15 protein-coding genes, 1 tRNA gene and 1 pseudogene are annotated in these 14,714 nt (G+C 59.4%); 8 read left to right on the top strand and 9 right to left on the bottom strand.

Annotated elements, in window-relative coordinates; all coding sequences use genetic code 11:
• The first annotated feature begins 73 nt into the window (after window positions 1–73).
• The 6 genes from ACR64R_RS09230 to ACR64R_RS09255 all read left to right on the top strand — a co-directional run bounded on the left by ACR64R_RS09230 (window position 74) and on the right by ACR64R_RS09255 (window position 3,982).
• Window positions 74–520 carry a hypothetical protein gene (locus tag ACR64R_RS09230; RefSeq protein WP_487361338.1) on the top strand — a complete coding sequence of 149 codons (447 nt, stop codon included), beginning with the start codon at window positions 74–76 and terminating at the stop codon, window positions 518–520.
• A 68-nt stretch (window positions 521–588) separates the two neighbouring features.
• Window positions 589–1,473: a hypothetical protein gene (locus ACR64R_RS09235; RefSeq protein WP_487361339.1), complete on the top strand. Its 885-nt coding sequence runs from the start codon at window positions 589–591 to the stop codon at window positions 1,471–1,473.
• Window positions 1,474–1,565: 92 nt separating this feature from the next.
• The gene (locus ACR64R_RS09240) at window positions 1,566–2,381 is read left to right on the top strand and encodes a hypothetical protein (protein ID WP_487361340.1); all 816 of its coding nucleotides are present in this window, start codon (window positions 1,566–1,568) and stop codon (window positions 2,379–2,381) included.
• A gap of 9 nt (window positions 2,382–2,390) precedes the next feature.
• Window positions 2,391–3,155 carry a hypothetical protein gene (locus ACR64R_RS09245; protein ID WP_487361341.1) on the top strand — a complete coding sequence of 255 codons (765 nt, stop codon included), beginning with the start codon at window positions 2,391–2,393 and terminating at the stop codon, window positions 3,153–3,155.
• A 117-nt stretch (window positions 3,156–3,272) separates the two neighbouring features.
• On the top strand, window positions 3,273–3,443 hold the full coding sequence (locus tag ACR64R_RS09250; protein WP_487361342.1) for a hypothetical protein: 171 nt from the start codon (window positions 3,273–3,275) through the stop codon (window positions 3,441–3,443).
• A gap of 2 nt (window positions 3,444–3,445) precedes the next feature.
• Entirely contained in the window at window positions 3,446–3,982 is a 537-nt protein-coding gene (locus ACR64R_RS09255) for a hypothetical protein (RefSeq protein WP_487361343.1), read from the top strand.
• A 117-nt stretch (window positions 3,983–4,099) separates the two neighbouring features.
• On the opposite strand, the gene ACR64R_RS09260 is transcribed toward ACR64R_RS09255, so the two are convergent.
• The 6 genes from ACR64R_RS09260 to ACR64R_RS09285 form a co-directional block, all read right to left on the bottom strand.
• Window positions 4,100–4,354, bottom strand: a complete 255-nt coding sequence (locus ACR64R_RS09260) for a hypothetical protein (protein WP_487361344.1) — start codon at window positions 4,352–4,354, stop codon at window positions 4,100–4,102.
• A 1,605-nt stretch (window positions 4,355–5,959) separates the two neighbouring features.
• The gene (locus tag ACR64R_RS09265) at window positions 5,960–7,459 is read right to left on the bottom strand and encodes a hypothetical protein (RefSeq protein WP_487361345.1); all 1,500 of its coding nucleotides are present in this window, start codon (window positions 7,457–7,459) and stop codon (window positions 5,960–5,962) included.
• Entirely contained in the window at window positions 7,456–9,753 is a 2,298-nt protein-coding gene (locus ACR64R_RS09270; RefSeq protein WP_487361346.1) for a DNA cytosine methyltransferase, read from the bottom strand. The genes ACR64R_RS09265 and ACR64R_RS09270 overlap by 4 nt, the downstream gene beginning before the upstream one ends.
• Window positions 9,754–10,215: a very short patch repair endonuclease gene (locus ACR64R_RS09275; RefSeq protein ID WP_487361347.1), complete on the bottom strand. Its 462-nt coding sequence runs from the start codon at window positions 10,213–10,215 to the stop codon at window positions 9,754–9,756.
• 277 nt (window positions 10,216–10,492) lie between these two features.
• A complete protein-coding gene (locus ACR64R_RS09280) occupies window positions 10,493–10,975 on the bottom strand; it encodes a hypothetical protein (RefSeq protein WP_487361348.1) in 483 nt (160 codons plus the stop codon).
• Between the two features lie 191 nt (window positions 10,976–11,166).
• The gene (locus ACR64R_RS09285) at window positions 11,167–11,445 is read right to left on the bottom strand and encodes a DUF982 domain-containing protein (protein ID WP_487361349.1); all 279 of its coding nucleotides are present in this window, start codon (window positions 11,443–11,445) and stop codon (window positions 11,167–11,169) included.
• A gap of 182 nt (window positions 11,446–11,627) precedes the next feature.
• Between ACR64R_RS09285 and ACR64R_RS09290 the strand changes: the two are divergent.
• Window positions 11,628–12,224 (top strand): annotated as a pseudogene (locus ACR64R_RS09290) (DNA-processing protein DprA); the annotation flags it as partial.
• 22 nt (window positions 12,225–12,246) lie between these two features.
• On the opposite strand, the gene ACR64R_RS09295 reads toward ACR64R_RS09290, so the two are convergent.
• The 3 genes from ACR64R_RS09295 to ACR64R_RS09305 all read right to left on the bottom strand — a co-directional run bounded on the left by ACR64R_RS09295 (window position 12,247) and on the right by ACR64R_RS09305 (window position 13,921).
• Window positions 12,247–13,392 carry a hypothetical protein gene (locus ACR64R_RS09295; protein ID WP_487361350.1) on the bottom strand — a complete coding sequence of 382 codons (1,146 nt, stop codon included), beginning with the start codon at window positions 13,390–13,392 and terminating at the stop codon, window positions 12,247–12,249.
• Between the two features lie 94 nt (window positions 13,393–13,486).
• The gene (locus ACR64R_RS09300) at window positions 13,487–13,693 is read right to left on the bottom strand and encodes a hypothetical protein (RefSeq protein WP_487361351.1); all 207 of its coding nucleotides are present in this window, start codon (window positions 13,691–13,693) and stop codon (window positions 13,487–13,489) included.
• Window positions 13,694–13,845: 152 nt separating this feature from the next.
• A tRNA-Lys gene (locus ACR64R_RS09305) sits at window positions 13,846–13,921 on the bottom strand.
• Window positions 13,922–14,214: 293 nt separating this feature from the next.
• Here ACR64R_RS09305 and ACR64R_RS09310 point away from each other — a divergent pair.
• The gene (locus ACR64R_RS09310) at window positions 14,215–14,676 is read left to right on the top strand and encodes a BA14K family protein (protein WP_487361352.1); all 462 of its coding nucleotides are present in this window, start codon (window positions 14,215–14,217) and stop codon (window positions 14,674–14,676) included.
• Window positions 14,677–14,714 lie beyond the last annotated feature (38 nt).

Raw genomic sequence — 14,714 nt, forward strand, 5'->3', positions numbered from 1 at the left:
CTGTAGTTGAGGCCCTCTACACACCACACCTAGCGCCTAACGCGCCATCCAGCACAACATCCAGGATACCACTATGACCGAAACCATCGCGGCCATCGCCGAAGCTATGCGCACATCGCTGCGCCCATCCCTTGCAGCAACCTTCCACGTCGTTCGCGACCACAACGACACCCGCACGGCCCCCGTCCACATCAAGAACAACCGTGTGGCTCGCTACCTTGCCCACCGTGGAGGGATGACACCTGAGGGATGCACCGAGGCAGATTTTGAGCGGGCCCGTAGCAACCACCGGCTTCCTATCCCGGACATCAGGGAAATCCTAAAGGCTCTCTGGTCCTTCCGGCTTCTCGGCTGGCTCCCGCACGACACAAGCTACATGCATTACGGCCAGATCAGAGACATTGTGAAGGCAGGCACAACCCGTCCCGCTGACACATCCAACATGATCCCCGACTGGTTCGCCGACCGACTGAGTGTCGATGAGCAGATCGCCTTCGCGACCGGCACCAAGGACAACTGACAACTGGGCAAATTGCCCACGTAGGAATGCCCAGCCGGGCACTCGCCGCCAACACGGAAAGGTTCCAAATGACGGAGCGCAAATCACCCCACGAGGCCCTCGCGATAATCCGCAAGGCTCTTGAGAGCCACGGGTCCACACCGCCCGCTCCCCTACCGACACACCTCGACCTCAAGGGCCCCGCCGGTCCCTCGCGTATCACTTCGATGGTCGGCGCGTTCCAGCCGCGCGAACTCGAAGGCCGACAGCTAGAGAGCGACAAGCATGTCGCCACACTCCGGGATGCTATCGGCTCCCAGTCCAACCCCTCTTACCTCGACAAGCTTGTGGTCTGGTGGGGTGGTGACCGCTGGTATGTGATCGATGGACACCACCGCCGCCTCGCCTACCTCAGCGCCGGGGTCCACTCGAACATCCCCGTCGAGGTCTTCACGGGCTCACTCGAAGATGCCCTGGCGTTCGCAGCCGAGGCCAATTCAAAGGACCGCCTGCCCATGTCGCTGGAGGAAAAGCTCGACCGCGCGTGGTTCCTGACGGTGACCACCGACCTCTCACGCGACCGCATACGGCGTAGCTGCTCCGTTGCTGACGGGACCATCAAGAACATGCGCAAGGTGCGCGAGGCCCTCTTGTCTGCCGGTCAGACACCCGAGGGTCTCTTGGCACTCACTTGGCGAGAGGCGCGGGACTTACTGCAGGGCATCGAGCCCCGCGAGCCCGTGCCCGATTGGCGATCAAAGGAGGTGGACCGATACGTCAAGGCACTCAAGAAAACCTTCGGTAGCAAGCTGTTCAAGAACGCGGACATCCTCGCAGACGCTCTGGTCAAGCTGGACAAGCGTTTCCCCGAGTGGCTGGTGGAGAGTGAGGCATTCGAGGAGTTCATCATAACCAACATCGACCGCTACATGGATCAGGCCACCAATCCTCACGCCGGTCAGTCCGACTACTAAGCCAGCATCTGGGCAAAATGCCCATGTAGGAATGTCCACTGGGCAAACCGCCAGCGCCCCTGCGCTCTCATTAGCAACCACAAAGGAACCTCATGGCATCTCCCGTCACTCGGGGGCACCCGCGCGACTGGCGTGTTGGTGCCCAAGCCCCCGACAACGCCGCGCAGTTGCGCCGCCGCCAGATACTCAACGAGCAGAAACCATGCTCATGCCCCGGCTGTGACCGCAGGCGCTCAGGCATCTCACGCTACTGTGCTTCCCACAAGGAAGCCGCGAGTTCCCGTGGCGATCCCATCGCCCGCCACCCGTCCCGCAACGAACTCGCCATCTTCCGCCACGCCATCGCTGTCTACCTCCAGACCGACGCCCAGCTTGCCGCGCGCATCGCGCTGGACCTCAGGACCCTCGACCGCCGCCAGTCTCTGCCGCCGTCCTTCTGTCTCGGTCCTGGCGACATCCACCGGGGCCTCCCACAGATCGCCAAGGCTAAGGGTCTCCTCGCAAACTGGCAGCACAAGGACAAGCGGACCTATACCGACGCCGTCACCAACGCCCAGGCGCTTCTCGGGTGGATGTCTGCCTACTACGACACCGGCAAGGCAGGCGGGCTACGGGAGAACCGGAACGCCTTCCTGTTCACACGTGCCGGTGCGCTCCTCGGAGACTTCCGCAAGACCATAGCTGGAAAGCCGCTGGTTAAACGCGCTGCCTACGGGGCAACTCACCGGCTCCTTGGCCGCGACTTCGTCCGCCACGCCAACACGATCTACGGCAAGGACTTCTGGTCCTCAGCTGTCTCCACGCTGCCAAACGGCGGCTCCAACTCGGGGTCCGAAACCGCTGCTTCGCAGCATATGACCCTGCTCACCTACACCAAGCTCGCGCTAAGCGCTGCCCAACTCCTCTAAGGAAACCCCATGTCCAATCATTACGACCCCACCGCTGACAGCATGATGCGCATGCCGTCCCCAGATGTCCCAAGCTCCGGTTGGGTCGACCGCAATCCCGGGTACGCTGCTGGCTCTGCCGCTGGCCCCGCCCCTGAAGGTAAGGTCTTCGTTCCGGGTATGAACACTTACGTCGACATCGACATTGCTGAACAGCTTGGCCTTACAGGGCCCTCAGGTACCCCAGCGGTCTCCGATGGCCCAGTGCCTACCGGCACGTCGACGTTCAACAACGCAGCTGCACTCAACCCTGAGGCTATCCCTTCCGGTACCGATCCCCTCGAAGACGTCAACATCGAGGGGATGACAGACAGGGAACTTGAGGCCCTCCAAGAGCAACTTGAGATCAAGGACGCCGGGACCATCACATCACTTTCGGAGACCCTTGACGAGATTGCCGACTGCTTCACACCCACCGAAGTTACTGACAGCATCGATACCATGGTTGCCACGGGAGACCTCAGCGACATCGTAGAGACAATGCAGGACGCCTTGGGGTTCGACGCTCAGACCACCTCAACCCTGATCGAAACCACCGTCATGGAGGCGTCCCCGATTGCCTCCGAGTACATCGGCGGGGACCGCTGGTCATCTCTTGTCTACGCTGCGTCCCGTACCGATGACCCATTCGCCCGCCGCGTGGTGGCCGATGTCGTCTCAGGGAAGCTCCACCCGTCCAAGCTGGGTGGCGCCTATGGCCTTTGGTACCAGTCGCTGCCAGATGCCGACGACTAGTAGGCCCGTTCTCGCCAAAGCGTTCGGCTACATGACCACAGCCTACATCTTCGCGACTCTTACTGGGTGCCTTCTCGCCCTTTTCCCCTTGTCCTAACACCTCGAAAGGAAATCAACATGAACATGAACATCTTTGAAAATCTCACGATCCTCCGGGAAGCTATTGAGGATTTCAACTCCGACCCCGAAATTCAGTACCGCTATGCTGGGCTCCGAGCTGAAATGGACCTACTAGTCTCGTACATCGCAATACTCGAACGTCGCTGCAGCGAAGAAAGCAAAATTTGACCATGAGCAAGAAACTCGCGACCCGTGAGGAACTCCTCGCTCAACTCGAGGCCTTGGACAATTCGACTGAGATTGCCAAGCTGACCGCCGAGGTCTCCCGACTGACCGATGAAAACGCCTCGCTCGTGTCTCAGCGCACCAACCTTGAGCGACAGCTTAAACAGGAGCGGGGCGCCCTCCAAGCAATCCGCGATGCGCTCCGCAAGGTGGATGTCCAGACCCGGACCTATGGTGCAGACCGCCCGGGCTATGTCGAGATGCAAGCGGCCTCCGAGCGGTCCAGCCGCATGGCAATGGCAGAGGTACAGCACGGCATCCGCAACGGAACCCACGACCCAGCCACTGGCCAGCCGTATACAGCCGGGACCAAGCCGCAACGCGACCTGACTGCCGGGGCCCCTAAGGTAACCCGGAAGGAACTCGCGTCTTTCTTCCCAGCCCTTAGTGGCCCCGAAGTGGACGCCACGACCCACGCCGATACTCTGCTCAATGCCGAGTTGTCGGAAGCCAAGTGCGCCCTCGCAATTGCACAGGGCTAACGGAGGCTGACAGTTTGCCCATGCGTTTTGGTTACGGTCGACGCATGGGCAGGCTCTTGCTGGGCTCGGGCGCTCGAAGTGCCCAACTGTCGAAATGCTCGATACTACGAGGCCCGCTTATGAAAGAGGTCTCATCAGCCTGGCCCTCTTCCTGAGAATGTGAAAGGCTCTCAGGACTATCAGATCATTCTCCCTCTCCGACTCCTCCAGCTTCTCTTCGTACGAGGCCTCCTCGACGTGAAAGTCTTCCGCTCTTGCTGGTAGGTTCTTCCAAGCCCACTGACATGCGTCCCAGTGGTCTTGGCAAGGGATCATGCGCTCCGCGACTACGCGACCCCTGCTTCCGAAAAATACGATCTTGAAATGCGTCATGTGGTCGGCTCCCTTTAATTGGCACCATGGCCGACAGACGATGTTTCACACATTCCAACAGGAAAAAAGAGCGAAGACTGCAGCCTTCGCGCTAACGCAGACAACAACTTGGCCTCATTCAGCACAGCTGCATTACTGTTGCCATCCGATCGCCCCTCGGCTTTATTCGTCAAACGTGATTTGGGGGCGCGGATTAAGCGCGGCAACTGAATTGAGGCGTCAGATACAAATTCAACGGAGCCTGAAAAGATGTTTTCCGAACACCCGGGCAGGCGGGTAGCCATAGCCGGAGCGGTCGTTCTAGCTGGGGTCCTGTGGTTGATGCCCCACGAATTGAGGCAAACTGTGGGGCTGAAGTTGGCCCGGGGATTTGGCACTATAGCGCCTGCTGTCGCCCTCGGTGGGTTGGCAGGCTGGCTGTCCTATAACGTCCATACATGGTTTTGGGCCACGTTTAGCCTAATGTTGATCACTCTAATTATAGTCCTAGCCGATCCTACAGCAGGATTGGGATGGATCATTGCATCAGGCGGGGCCTACCTCTGCGTTTCACTGGCTTTCTATGTTTTTTACATTGTAAAATTGGAGCCTCGCAAAATCAGGGCTATCGAAAAAAAGGAAACGTGAGGCCATGGTCCCGATCAAACCAGAGGATGAATCATTATAGGCTTGCTTTAAAGGCTCTGACGCCAGACTGCAGCTATTCACGTCGGACCGCCAAGCAATTATGTCTGAGGGGCATGTCTGAGCCGATGGCAGCAGCAATTCCTCGTCGACATGCGAGCGCGGTTCATTAAGTATGGCCCGCGCACCCGATTGAGCGAGAAGCAGTCGGCAAAGCTTTACGAGATCATAGGACGTCCGGAAGGTCCCAGCACGTCCTACGAGCCGTCACAACCGCGCCCCCCAGGGCCCCCTCCATCGCCCTACAGGCCCCCCCTCCGTCGTCGTACCGGCCCAAATCGTCTCCTCCATGGCGACCACGCCGCTCGGGAAACCTACTCGAACGAGAGGCTCGCTACGTGGCGCGGAGGTTTAAGAGAGCCTTCGGAATCGCACTGGTGTTGATGCTTATAAGCGCGGTCTTCTCGCTTTTAGACAACGGCGAGCGTACCGTATCGCCAAACACGCCGTCATCGCTCGCGGAATCTGGCACAGGAGACAGGGTACCGCTTGGGAGATCACAGTTCACCATTACGGACGGCGACACTATCCGGCTTGACGGTGCCTCAAGGGGAACCCGGCTTGTCGGCTTCAATGCCCCGGAGAGCATCGAGCCGAAATGCGCCGTTGAGGGAGAGCTAGGCCGCAGGGCCAAGGCGCGCCTCATAGAACTGGTCTCTAACGCCAAGCTGGAGTTGCAGATGGTACCTTGCGCGTGCCGTCCGGGGACCGAGGGGACAAAGCGGTGCAACTATGGGCGAAGCTGCGGCTCACTTTTTGCCGATGGCCATGACGTAGGCGACGTATTGATTTCCGAGGGGCTGGCGGTGCCTTTCGCCTGCGGCGCAACAAGCTGTCCACCTACTCCGCGTCCTTGGTGTAGCTGATCCAATACGGCTCAACACGTGCCCGGCTAAGCTTGAGCTTCCCGAACCAATAGGCCTAGTGAAGAGTTGGCTCTGAAATGAACGACATCGCTTCCTGTAGTTCGGGCCAGTTTATAGGTAGTCCAACGCCGATTCGGAACCCGCTGCCGACAAGCCCCAAGCCACGCAAGAGAGCCAACTCCGCCTGGAACGGCTTTCGGGCGACACCCCCTCGGGGCGCCACCTTCCTTAAGACGTGCAAGCGCATTTCCATTTCGTCCTCAAGCCAGTTCAGATAGGCGTCTTGTTGGAAGACAGGGGGCCCGCCAGCAGCAGCAGGCACCGTGAACGCCAGCGGGTTCACGTTAAAGCGCTCCTCCGACAGTCGATAGATGTAGTGGAGGAAGGCGCCGAGAGCGCCCTCACCGACCACAGCTCGCAAGAATATAGCCTTCGGTACTCCGGCGTTCGGATTTCCATACCGTTCGCAAGCGTCGACAAAGCGATACCCAATATCCGTTAGCCTGCCGTCGGAATCCACGAAGCCGAGATGCTCGCAGCCCGAGTCTATGTCCTCGCGATAGGAATGAGCCCTATCGAAATAATTCTTGGCAAGCCTATCGTGCGCCACGTCGAGGTTGATCGCTCCAGCGTTAAGATCGCTAACGATCCGGTTCTTGATAGAATTGGACTTACCGACGAAGAAGCGCTTGAACCCGCTTCCGTCCGACTTTGTGATCAAGCTTTGCGTCCCATTGACGGTGTACGGAGGTCCGCCAACTTGCCATCCGGGGATCGCGGCCGGATGCAACACATACGAAAACCAAAAATGCCGCCAAGCTTGATCGGGCAGTTCATTGTTCACGCAATTCGAGAGGTATCGTGCAGGGTCCGCCCCCGGACGGAGGCGCTGCACCGCTGCCAACAGATCTGGGCTGAACACCGGGGCTACGGGCGCCACGATGCCGCCCCCCAAAAGCTTAACTGCCTGGAGATATCTGAAGAACGCGTCTGGGTCGGTGCTGCCTTCGCGAACATGCGCCCACTGAGTCTGCGTCCGAGTTGGCGGCAGGGGCACGGCGATCGGAGGTGCAGCGTCGACCGCCAATGTGCGGTGCATTTGAAGTTTCCCTCCAAACGGCGACACCGCAGACATATTCGGCTTGCTGTAGGAAAACACGCCGATTGCTTGTGATTGGCTCGTCAGGTTAAGGACTTCCGTTGCGTAAGCACCTGGATGGGGAAATCCGGGATAAGATTCTGGCACAACGATCACGGCGCCTGCATACCCTTTGCGAAGATAGGCATGCGACTGGCCGATCGCCGTTAGTACGCCATGAAGCCCTTCGTTTGGCCGCTTGAACTCCAACGCGACGGTGTAGTCTGCTGCGGCTGGCCCTGGAATCGAAAGTGCGATCACCCCATCCGCGTGTGGCCAAGCGTGGCGCCCCTCACGAGCAGCGTATGCACTCAGGGCTGCCGCAGCAGGAGGAGCATCAAACCAATTCTGCGGTGAAGCAAGCAGAAGCCTCACAATCTCTGCCGCTGCATACGAGGCCTCGATGTCATGGCTCATGCCACGGCCTCAAGCAAGTCGTCATCGTCACCGTTACCATCTGCGTTCGAGAGGGGCTGTGGGCCTTCAATGAGCGAGTAGTACGCGGACGCAGGCACCTGGCCCGGAAACCAGCTGTTGACCTCGGCTTTTCTGATGCAGTTGCCCAGTATTTCAGCAAGCAGCGGCGGAAAAGCGTTGCCGACTTGTATGCACTGTTCCTGCCTGGGCCCGACAAATTCTATTTCGTCCGGAAATGTCTGAATTCGCGCTGCCTCTCGCACCGTAAGGGCACGGTTTAAGAACGGGTGTATTGGAAAAGCGTTGTGGCCAGGCACCATCGTAATAGAGGGGCGGTCGCGGTGGAGACGCTTGAATACGTGGCTGTAGTTCTTCACTTCGTCAGTTCGGTACCCCGACCTGAGGTGAAAGGGCAGAGACTCGACATCCAGCCTTCCTCCTTCTGGAATGTAGCCGTATCGCTCTACCAAAAGCGGCTTGTGCTTCATAGGCACGTGGCAGGATACACGATCATGGGAGGACGGCAGAGCCAAATCGCCGATCACTTCGCCGACTGTCCGGTAAGGGTCTTGCCAGTCCTTTGGCTCGGCAAAGAACTTCCTTTTTGGCCACGGAATCACATGGCCGGTTCGATTGCCAATGATAAGAAGCCTGCGGCGAAGCTGAGGTACGCCATAGTCCGCCGCGTTAAGTACGCGGGCTTCAGAATGAGTATACCCTGCCTCTTGGAACTCTCGCAGCAACACGCGCAAGAATTGTCCGTCATCTAGGTTTGCCAAACCCGGAACGTTCTCCATCACGAACCAGCGGGGCTGCACCCTTCGCACAATTTCAACAAAGGCGAAGACCAGCGTGTTTCGAGGGTCCTTGTGCGGATCGTATCCCCGCGTATTCACAAACCGCCGGCGTCCAAACATCGAAAACCCTTGGCACGGCGGTCCACCCACGATCAGGCCAGTCTGGGACGCAGATAGCCTCTCCACTACCTCATCTACGACGCTCTGCTTGGACAGGTCGGTCTCTAAGAACGGGGTTTGGGGGAAGTTGAGGCGATGAGTGGCGCTCGCGTGTGGGTTTGCGTCCACCGCAAGGGTCGGCGTCCAGCCTGCTCGCTCCATTCCAATCGAAATGCCTCCTGCCCCGCAGAACAGATCAGCGAACGCCAGTGGGGGGCCGCTCCGACTTGCTGTCACTGTTCGAGGTTTTGATCGGGTGAGCGAGAGCGCCTTAGGTCCAGCCGCTGCCGTGCTGGCACGGGAGGTCGCAGCCGCCTTTTTGGCGACCTTAGCCGCAGCGTGTTTGATAATTGCCTTGCCGATCGCGCATCCAAGAAGAGGGGGAACGGCGTTGCCAACTAAGATGCACTGGTTGCGCCTATCTCCAGCAAATTCAATCTCATCCGGGAAGGTCTGCAAGCGGGCTGCCTCACGAGGTGTGAGGCTTCGGTTGAGTGTCGGGTGGACCGGGAACGCATTGTTTCCAGGCACCATCGTCAAGGAAGGCTTACTCCGATGAAGCCGCTTATAAGTGTTGCCGAAATTGCCACGACGTATTTCGGGAGGGAGTTGCTCGGGCGGCGGCAGGCGGCCGCCTTCTGGAATGAGCCGATATCGCGCGATGACTGTCTCTGAATGAGCGAGCGCCACGTGGTTGGGAACTTCGCTACCCTTCGTCGAAAGATCGCCGATTGCCTGCCATGCGCTCACGTAAGGCTGCTCTGCTTCAGGTCCGTGGGAAGGCTCAGGAAACCGAAAAGGAGCATTTCGCCGGGTGCCGAAAAAGAACACCCGCTGGCGAAACTGGGGAACGCCGTAGTTCGCCGCGTCCAGCACATCCCAATGCATACGGTAGCCCATGTCCTCGAAGACCCGGAGGATGTGATCCTTAAACCGCCCCCCGTACATCGTCGTGAGCGCCTTTACGTTCTCCATGAGGACGTACGTGGGCTTTACCTCGGAAACGATCCGAGCGAACGCGGCAAACAGCTCATTCCTCGGGTCGGCGGACATCTTGTCGCCCAGCGTCGAGAAGCCTTGGCAGGGCGGCCCCCCCACGATTAAGTCAGGCCCAACGCCCCCAGCCGCAGCAACTAACGCGTCCCCAGAAAGTTTGCGTGCGTCCGCCAGTATGAACGGGGTCTGTGGCTTATTCAGCGCGTAAGTGGCCTGAGCATAGGGCGAAATATCGGACGCCACAGCGACCCGAAAGCCCGCCTGCTCAAGGCCGAGATCAAGTCCCCCCGCTCCGGCGAACAATGCAAATGCCGTAAGCTGTTTGCCCCGGTTCTCCAGCATCTATCGATCCCCTTCCCTGGGGTTGCCCAGGAACCCTAGCAGTTGCCGTTGCACACCGTCGTCAACAGTGAGTTGGCACTCCCAAACCACAAAGGTCTGCCAGCCCAAGTGTTGAAGCTTCGCGAGATTTCTCCGATCTCGCTCTATGGTATTGTCTAATTTTTCTTCCCAGTAATCGCTTCGTGTTCTTGGTCGCTGCGCGTTCTTGCATTTTGGATGGGAGTGCCAGAAACAACCATGAACGAAAATCGCTTTGCGCTTGCGGCTAAACACGACATCCGGCTTCCCCGGGAGCGCAGCCACGTTCTTGCGAAACCGATATCCGAGCGCATGCAGCTTCGCGCGAAGCGTCCGCTCCGGACGGGTATCCGTACTGCGGATTGCTCGCATGATGCGCCTACGCGCCTCGGGGACTTCGGCGAAGATAGCTGGCGAGGGCGGGACAGGACTGACTCGGACCATTCCAACACTCTAGGCTGATTCGTTCTAGGCTGTCGCGAATTGCCCAAGGTGACGAATAATTTGCAAGGTCGAGAAGTTGTGGAAGTTTCAGGGACAATGACATGACAATGCCCGCTCACTTCACCGCCCTCATGGGATCCCTGGGGAAAGACCGACGTGGCATCGCCAACCGTCAGCTTAGTTGACCCTTCTCCGCGATCACTGCTCAACACAGTCGACCCGGTAGCGATTGCCGACGCCCGATGTGGGCGCTGCAACGAGACCGGCGCGAAAGTTGCTAAGCCTCGATGGCATTGAGTTCCTTCAGCACAGCGCGTGCATAATCGTGCGTTGTGAACTCGTCGCCGTTGGGTGAATAGCAGTGCATCGCGCCAGCTTTCGGAAGGCCTAGTTTTCTTGCCATTTCACGTAAGATGTCCTTGTTCTTACCGCGCTCCACGCGCTCACCCGTGTTCAAGTTCGTCATCTGGATAGGATCAACGCTGTCGATGCGATAGTCGATGAACTCATTGCGCTTTGGGCCAATGTGATCCTGGCGCGACATCTGGGTGCGGATCGTACCGGCGTTATACCCGTGGGGCGCGAGCGCGGCGACAGCTTCAGCAGCAGTTGCGTTGGGGTTCGCAGCACGAAACCGGCGTACGGCTTCGATGGGGCCAACCAGTTCAGTAGCCTCTTCGGCTGTGAGGGCGGCTTGAAGGGCATCAAGTGCCGCGTGGAGCTGCTCAAACGCGGCTACTACACTCCGGGTATTGGTCATCGTCACTGATCCTTAGCTGTCTCGAAGCATTGCGTTAAGCCGATTCACTACCTAAGTGACATTTAGATATCACACAAGTGACGATTTTGCAATTAGAATAGAGAATAGTGGAGCGGTGTCGCCGACGTTCCTGACGCGCCCTGCCTGCTGCTTTTTTAGGGCTCTACTCGATTGCCTGTAGCTGGCCTCGGTTAGCTGTAGACCGGATCATCATCTCCATCCCCCAAGAACACCCCAGCTTCCTTAGCGGCCAGTTTGAAGACCCTGCGGAACTCCTGGGGGGTAGCTCGATCCTCAAGGGCCTCAAGGGCACACCGGGTCGCCGTCTGCTGCCACCGGGCCGGAGGCCACCTGAGGAGTTCCTCCGCTCCCGCCTCGATGTTCGAGACGTTCAGCCTGCCGCCTGGGTGCCTTATGGTCACCGGGGGTTTGAACCAGTGGAGCCCTCCGGGGAGCCCTTGAGTTGCCATGGGGGGTCGGACCTTTTTGCGAAAAATGCGTTAGACCTTACGTATAACTCAGGGGGCCTCAATCCCCCCGTGCCCCCTCAGACAAACGCGCGATCATCGAGTGGGCACTGGGCAAAATGCCCATGTAGGAATGCCCAGTCGCGTCGTACATCTCGTACGTTTACGTGAGTGACCGCTACAGTGTCCCCTACCCGCCGGAAAATGCCGGCCTGTGCGACGAGATCGCCGATCGTGGCGGCGCCATCGTTTCCGAAATGCCGTTCGGCTGGCAGCCGCGCGCGCAGGATTTTCCGCGCCGCAACCGCCTGGTTGCCGGCATGGCGCTCGGGCTGGTGGTGGTCGAGGCGGCGCAGCGGTCCGGTTCGCTGATCAGCGCCCGCCTCGCCAACGAAATGGGCCGGCTGGTCTTCGCCGTACCCGGCTCGCCGCTCGATCCGCGCGCCGCCGGCTGCAACGCGCTGCTCAAGGACGGCGTCACACTCGTGACCGAGGCCGCCGACGTGCTTGGCGCGATGGCGCCGCTTGCCGGCATCAGGCTTCCAAGAACGGCCACACTTGCCGAAGCCCCCGACATGTCAAATCTGCCGCCGCCCGGCGAAAGCGAGCGTGTCGATGTTCTGGAAGCGCTTGGGCCCACACCGACAGGTATAGACGAGATCATCCGCCACACCGGCATGACCGCCGCGCAGATCGCGATGGTGTTGCTTGAGCTTGACCTCGCCGGACGGCTGGAGCGTCACGCGGGCGGTAATGTGTCGCTGGTGTTGGGGAAATCCTGAGTGGTCGCGCGTCGCGACACCACTACCGGAAGAGGTACTTAGCCACTTCCGGATTACCCCGGCGCCACATGACATTATCGAGGAAATAATGGTGCACGTTGATGAAGATCAGCACGATGAAGAAGAACAGCGAGGAGCCGAGGACCTGGCTGTCGTAGGGGACCAGGGCGGTAAGCACGAACGGGATCAGCCAGAAGCCGAGATAGCCGAGGGCGCCGCCGCCGATGATGAACCCCAGCACCCGCAGCCTGTAGCGGGGCCCAAGCACAGATAGAATTCTCGGCTCCGGATCGCGCGCGGCATCCGAGACGTCTCGCTCGACATTGGTCTGATACCGCCACACAACGGCAAGATATTGCAGCGAATGGAGCGCGGGCACCACCAGCAGCCAGAGCGGGTTTATCCTGGCGATCAGGATCCAGAGATAGAGCGAGGCGACATAGGCCACGATGCCGTTCCAAGGCAGGGCCCCACCGTTCCTTCGCCAGCGATCGGCCAGCATCAAAAGGGTGGCCGCCGTCGACCCGACGGCCGCCAGCACGGCAATGTCGGCAATCCAGGACGGCGCGGCGAAGGTGTAATATTGAAGGCCGTAATATTGCCCTCGCGTCACCGCCGTGTTCGTCTGCAGCCAGGCCAGAATCCACACCGCGTAGCTGTTGACGAGCAGGACCTTCTTGTCCCGGCCGTCGAAAAACTTGCGCTTCAGCACGGCGTCGACCATCAGCATGCCGTAGCCTTGCTTGACGTAGTGCCAGCCGACGAAGAAGAACATGGCATTGGCCGCGAATCCAAGCAGCCGCGTGTTCGACGTCGCCGCGCCATAGGCAAAGAACAGAGCCATGATCGCAGGAACGACGACGCCGGCGAAAATGTAGCGAAGCTGCAGGCTCCTTTCGTACCCGACGCCACGCGCCTTGCGCCCGAAATTGCGGTAGAAAATCTGGTAGGAATGCGCGAAGTGCGGATAGTTCACAAGGTAGGCCACGGCGACCATCGTCGCGGCCAGAGGGCCTTCGTATTCACGCGGCACGAAGAACAGCACGGGCAAGATCAGGAACGCGCTGCCGCCCAGCATCAGGAAGTCGGCGACCGGGCCGAAAAGATATCTGCCGGGCGACGTCTCCGCTTTGGTCGCCTGCGCATCCACAGAAAGGTCAAGTGTCATGCGTGAGCCTCCCTCGGAGGCCCGAGTTTAACCACGACCTTTTACCGGGACAAGGCAAGTGCCATGATCTCCTTGTCTTGGGAAAATCACACTATCACGCTGAGCCGGTCGACGCGATCTTCACAAGCCGTTTTTTGGCCTCTGCCACTCGCTTCTTTTCCAACCTTATACGGCTGCACAACGCGAGATTGATTCCGACGCCGCATTCTTCTTCCAGCATTTCTGTCGCGTGATTGAGAGAAATCTCCGCGCGCTTGACCCGCTGCCTGGCACGGGCCAGTTCCAGATTCAGTACATCCACTTTCCGCATCCTGAATTGCGGTCCCTTCATCGGGGAAACGGCCGCGCATAAGTTTTTGTTCCGACGTCCTGGGCGGACGACGGTTCGTGTTTCCATGGCCCCGGATGTGGAAGCATCCGTCGATCGGCTCTGGCGTCTGTTTGATTGTTGAATGGTGAGCGCGATGGGATTCGAACCCATGACCTACTGATTAAAAGTCAGTTGCTCTACCGGCTGAGCTACGCGCTCCCGCGGGCTCGAAACGCCGCCCTCGAAATTGCGCGGAACATAGGGAGAGTGCTGCGGTCGGTCAACCGGAAAAAGACGGTCCCCCGCCAGAGCTGCCAAGGGGTTCTGCGAAAGGTTGGCGGCCCGCGATCTGAATATCCGCCGTGTAGATCCCAGTGGCGGATTCCCGGCAGCGAAATATCTCGGAAGCTTCAGACAGAACAATGACATGAAAATCAAACGGGAACCTTCGCGCTGATTTCCCGTTTGCCCAGCACAGGGACGTCAACCAACCCTCTCTCAGGAGAAGACCAATGAAGAAGATCATATCGGGCTTGCTTGCCGCCACCTTGTCGGTTTCGTTTGCCGCCGTTGCGGCGGTTCCGGCCAATGCCGCGCAGGTATTCGTCCCGCAGGCCTCGCCGGCTTCGTCCGACGTCCAGAGCGTAGCGGAGCGCGATTTCCGCTGGAGGCACAACCATTGGCGCGACGGTCAGCGTTTTTCGCGCAATGACGGCATGTATTGGAACGGCCATCGCGGCTATCGCGAATACCGCCACGGCTATCGCCGCCATGGCGACTACTGGTTCCCGCTTGCCGCTTTCGCCACCGGCGCGCTCATCACCGGCGCGATCGTGAACAGCGAGAACAACCGCGTCTACCGCGGCAATTCGCATGTGCAGTGGTGCTACGATCGCTATCGTTCGTACCGCGCCTCGGACAACACCTTTCAGCCCTACAACGGCCCGCGTCAGCAGTGCATTTCGCCCTACTGACGGCCTCCAGTCAGTACCAGGGTCGTTGACTGAGCCCG

The sequence above is a fragment of the Mesorhizobium sp. MC2-1-1 genome (genome assembly GCF_057597255.1).

Excerpts from the sequence above, each read along its gene's own strand:
- ACR64R_RS09250 (WP_487361342.1), top strand. The coding sequence starts at position 3,273 with ATGAACATGAACATCTTTGAAAATCTCACGATCCTCCGGGAAGCTATT.
- ACR64R_RS09275 (WP_487361347.1), bottom strand. The coding sequence starts at position 10,215 with ATGGTCCGAGTCAGTCCTGTCCCGCCCTCGCCAGCTATCTTCGCCGAA.
- ACR64R_RS09265 (WP_487361345.1), bottom strand. The coding sequence starts at position 7,459 with ATGAGCCATGACATCGAGGCCTCGTATGCAGCGGCAGAGATTGTGAGG.
- ACR64R_RS09270 (WP_487361346.1), bottom strand. The coding sequence starts at position 9,753 with ATGCTGGAGAACCGGGGCAAACAGCTTACGGCATTTGCATTGTTCGCC.
- ACR64R_RS09230 (WP_487361338.1), top strand. The coding sequence starts at position 74 with ATGACCGAAACCATCGCGGCCATCGCCGAAGCTATGCGCACATCGCTG.
- ACR64R_RS09235 (WP_487361339.1), top strand. The coding sequence starts at position 589 with ATGACGGAGCGCAAATCACCCCACGAGGCCCTCGCGATAATCCGCAAG.
- ACR64R_RS09260 (WP_487361344.1), bottom strand. The coding sequence starts at position 4,354 with ATGACGCATTTCAAGATCGTATTTTTCGGAAGCAGGGGTCGCGTAGTC.
- ACR64R_RS09245 (WP_487361341.1), top strand. The coding sequence starts at position 2,391 with ATGTCCAATCATTACGACCCCACCGCTGACAGCATGATGCGCATGCCG.
- ACR64R_RS09285 (WP_487361349.1), bottom strand. The coding sequence starts at position 11,445 with ATGGCAACTCAAGGGCTCCCCGGAGGGCTCCACTGGTTCAAACCCCCG.
- ACR64R_RS09310 (WP_487361352.1), top strand. The coding sequence starts at position 14,215 with ATGAAGAAGATCATATCGGGCTTGCTTGCCGCCACCTTGTCGGTTTCG.
- ACR64R_RS09295 (WP_487361350.1), bottom strand. The coding sequence starts at position 13,392 with ATGACACTTGACCTTTCTGTGGATGCGCAGGCGACCAAAGCGGAGACG.
- ACR64R_RS09280 (WP_487361348.1), bottom strand. The coding sequence starts at position 10,975 with ATGACCAATACCCGGAGTGTAGTAGCCGCGTTTGAGCAGCTCCACGCG.
- ACR64R_RS09240 (WP_487361340.1), top strand. The coding sequence starts at position 1,566 with ATGGCATCTCCCGTCACTCGGGGGCACCCGCGCGACTGGCGTGTTGGT.
- ACR64R_RS09255 (WP_487361343.1), top strand. The coding sequence starts at position 3,446 with ATGAGCAAGAAACTCGCGACCCGTGAGGAACTCCTCGCTCAACTCGAG.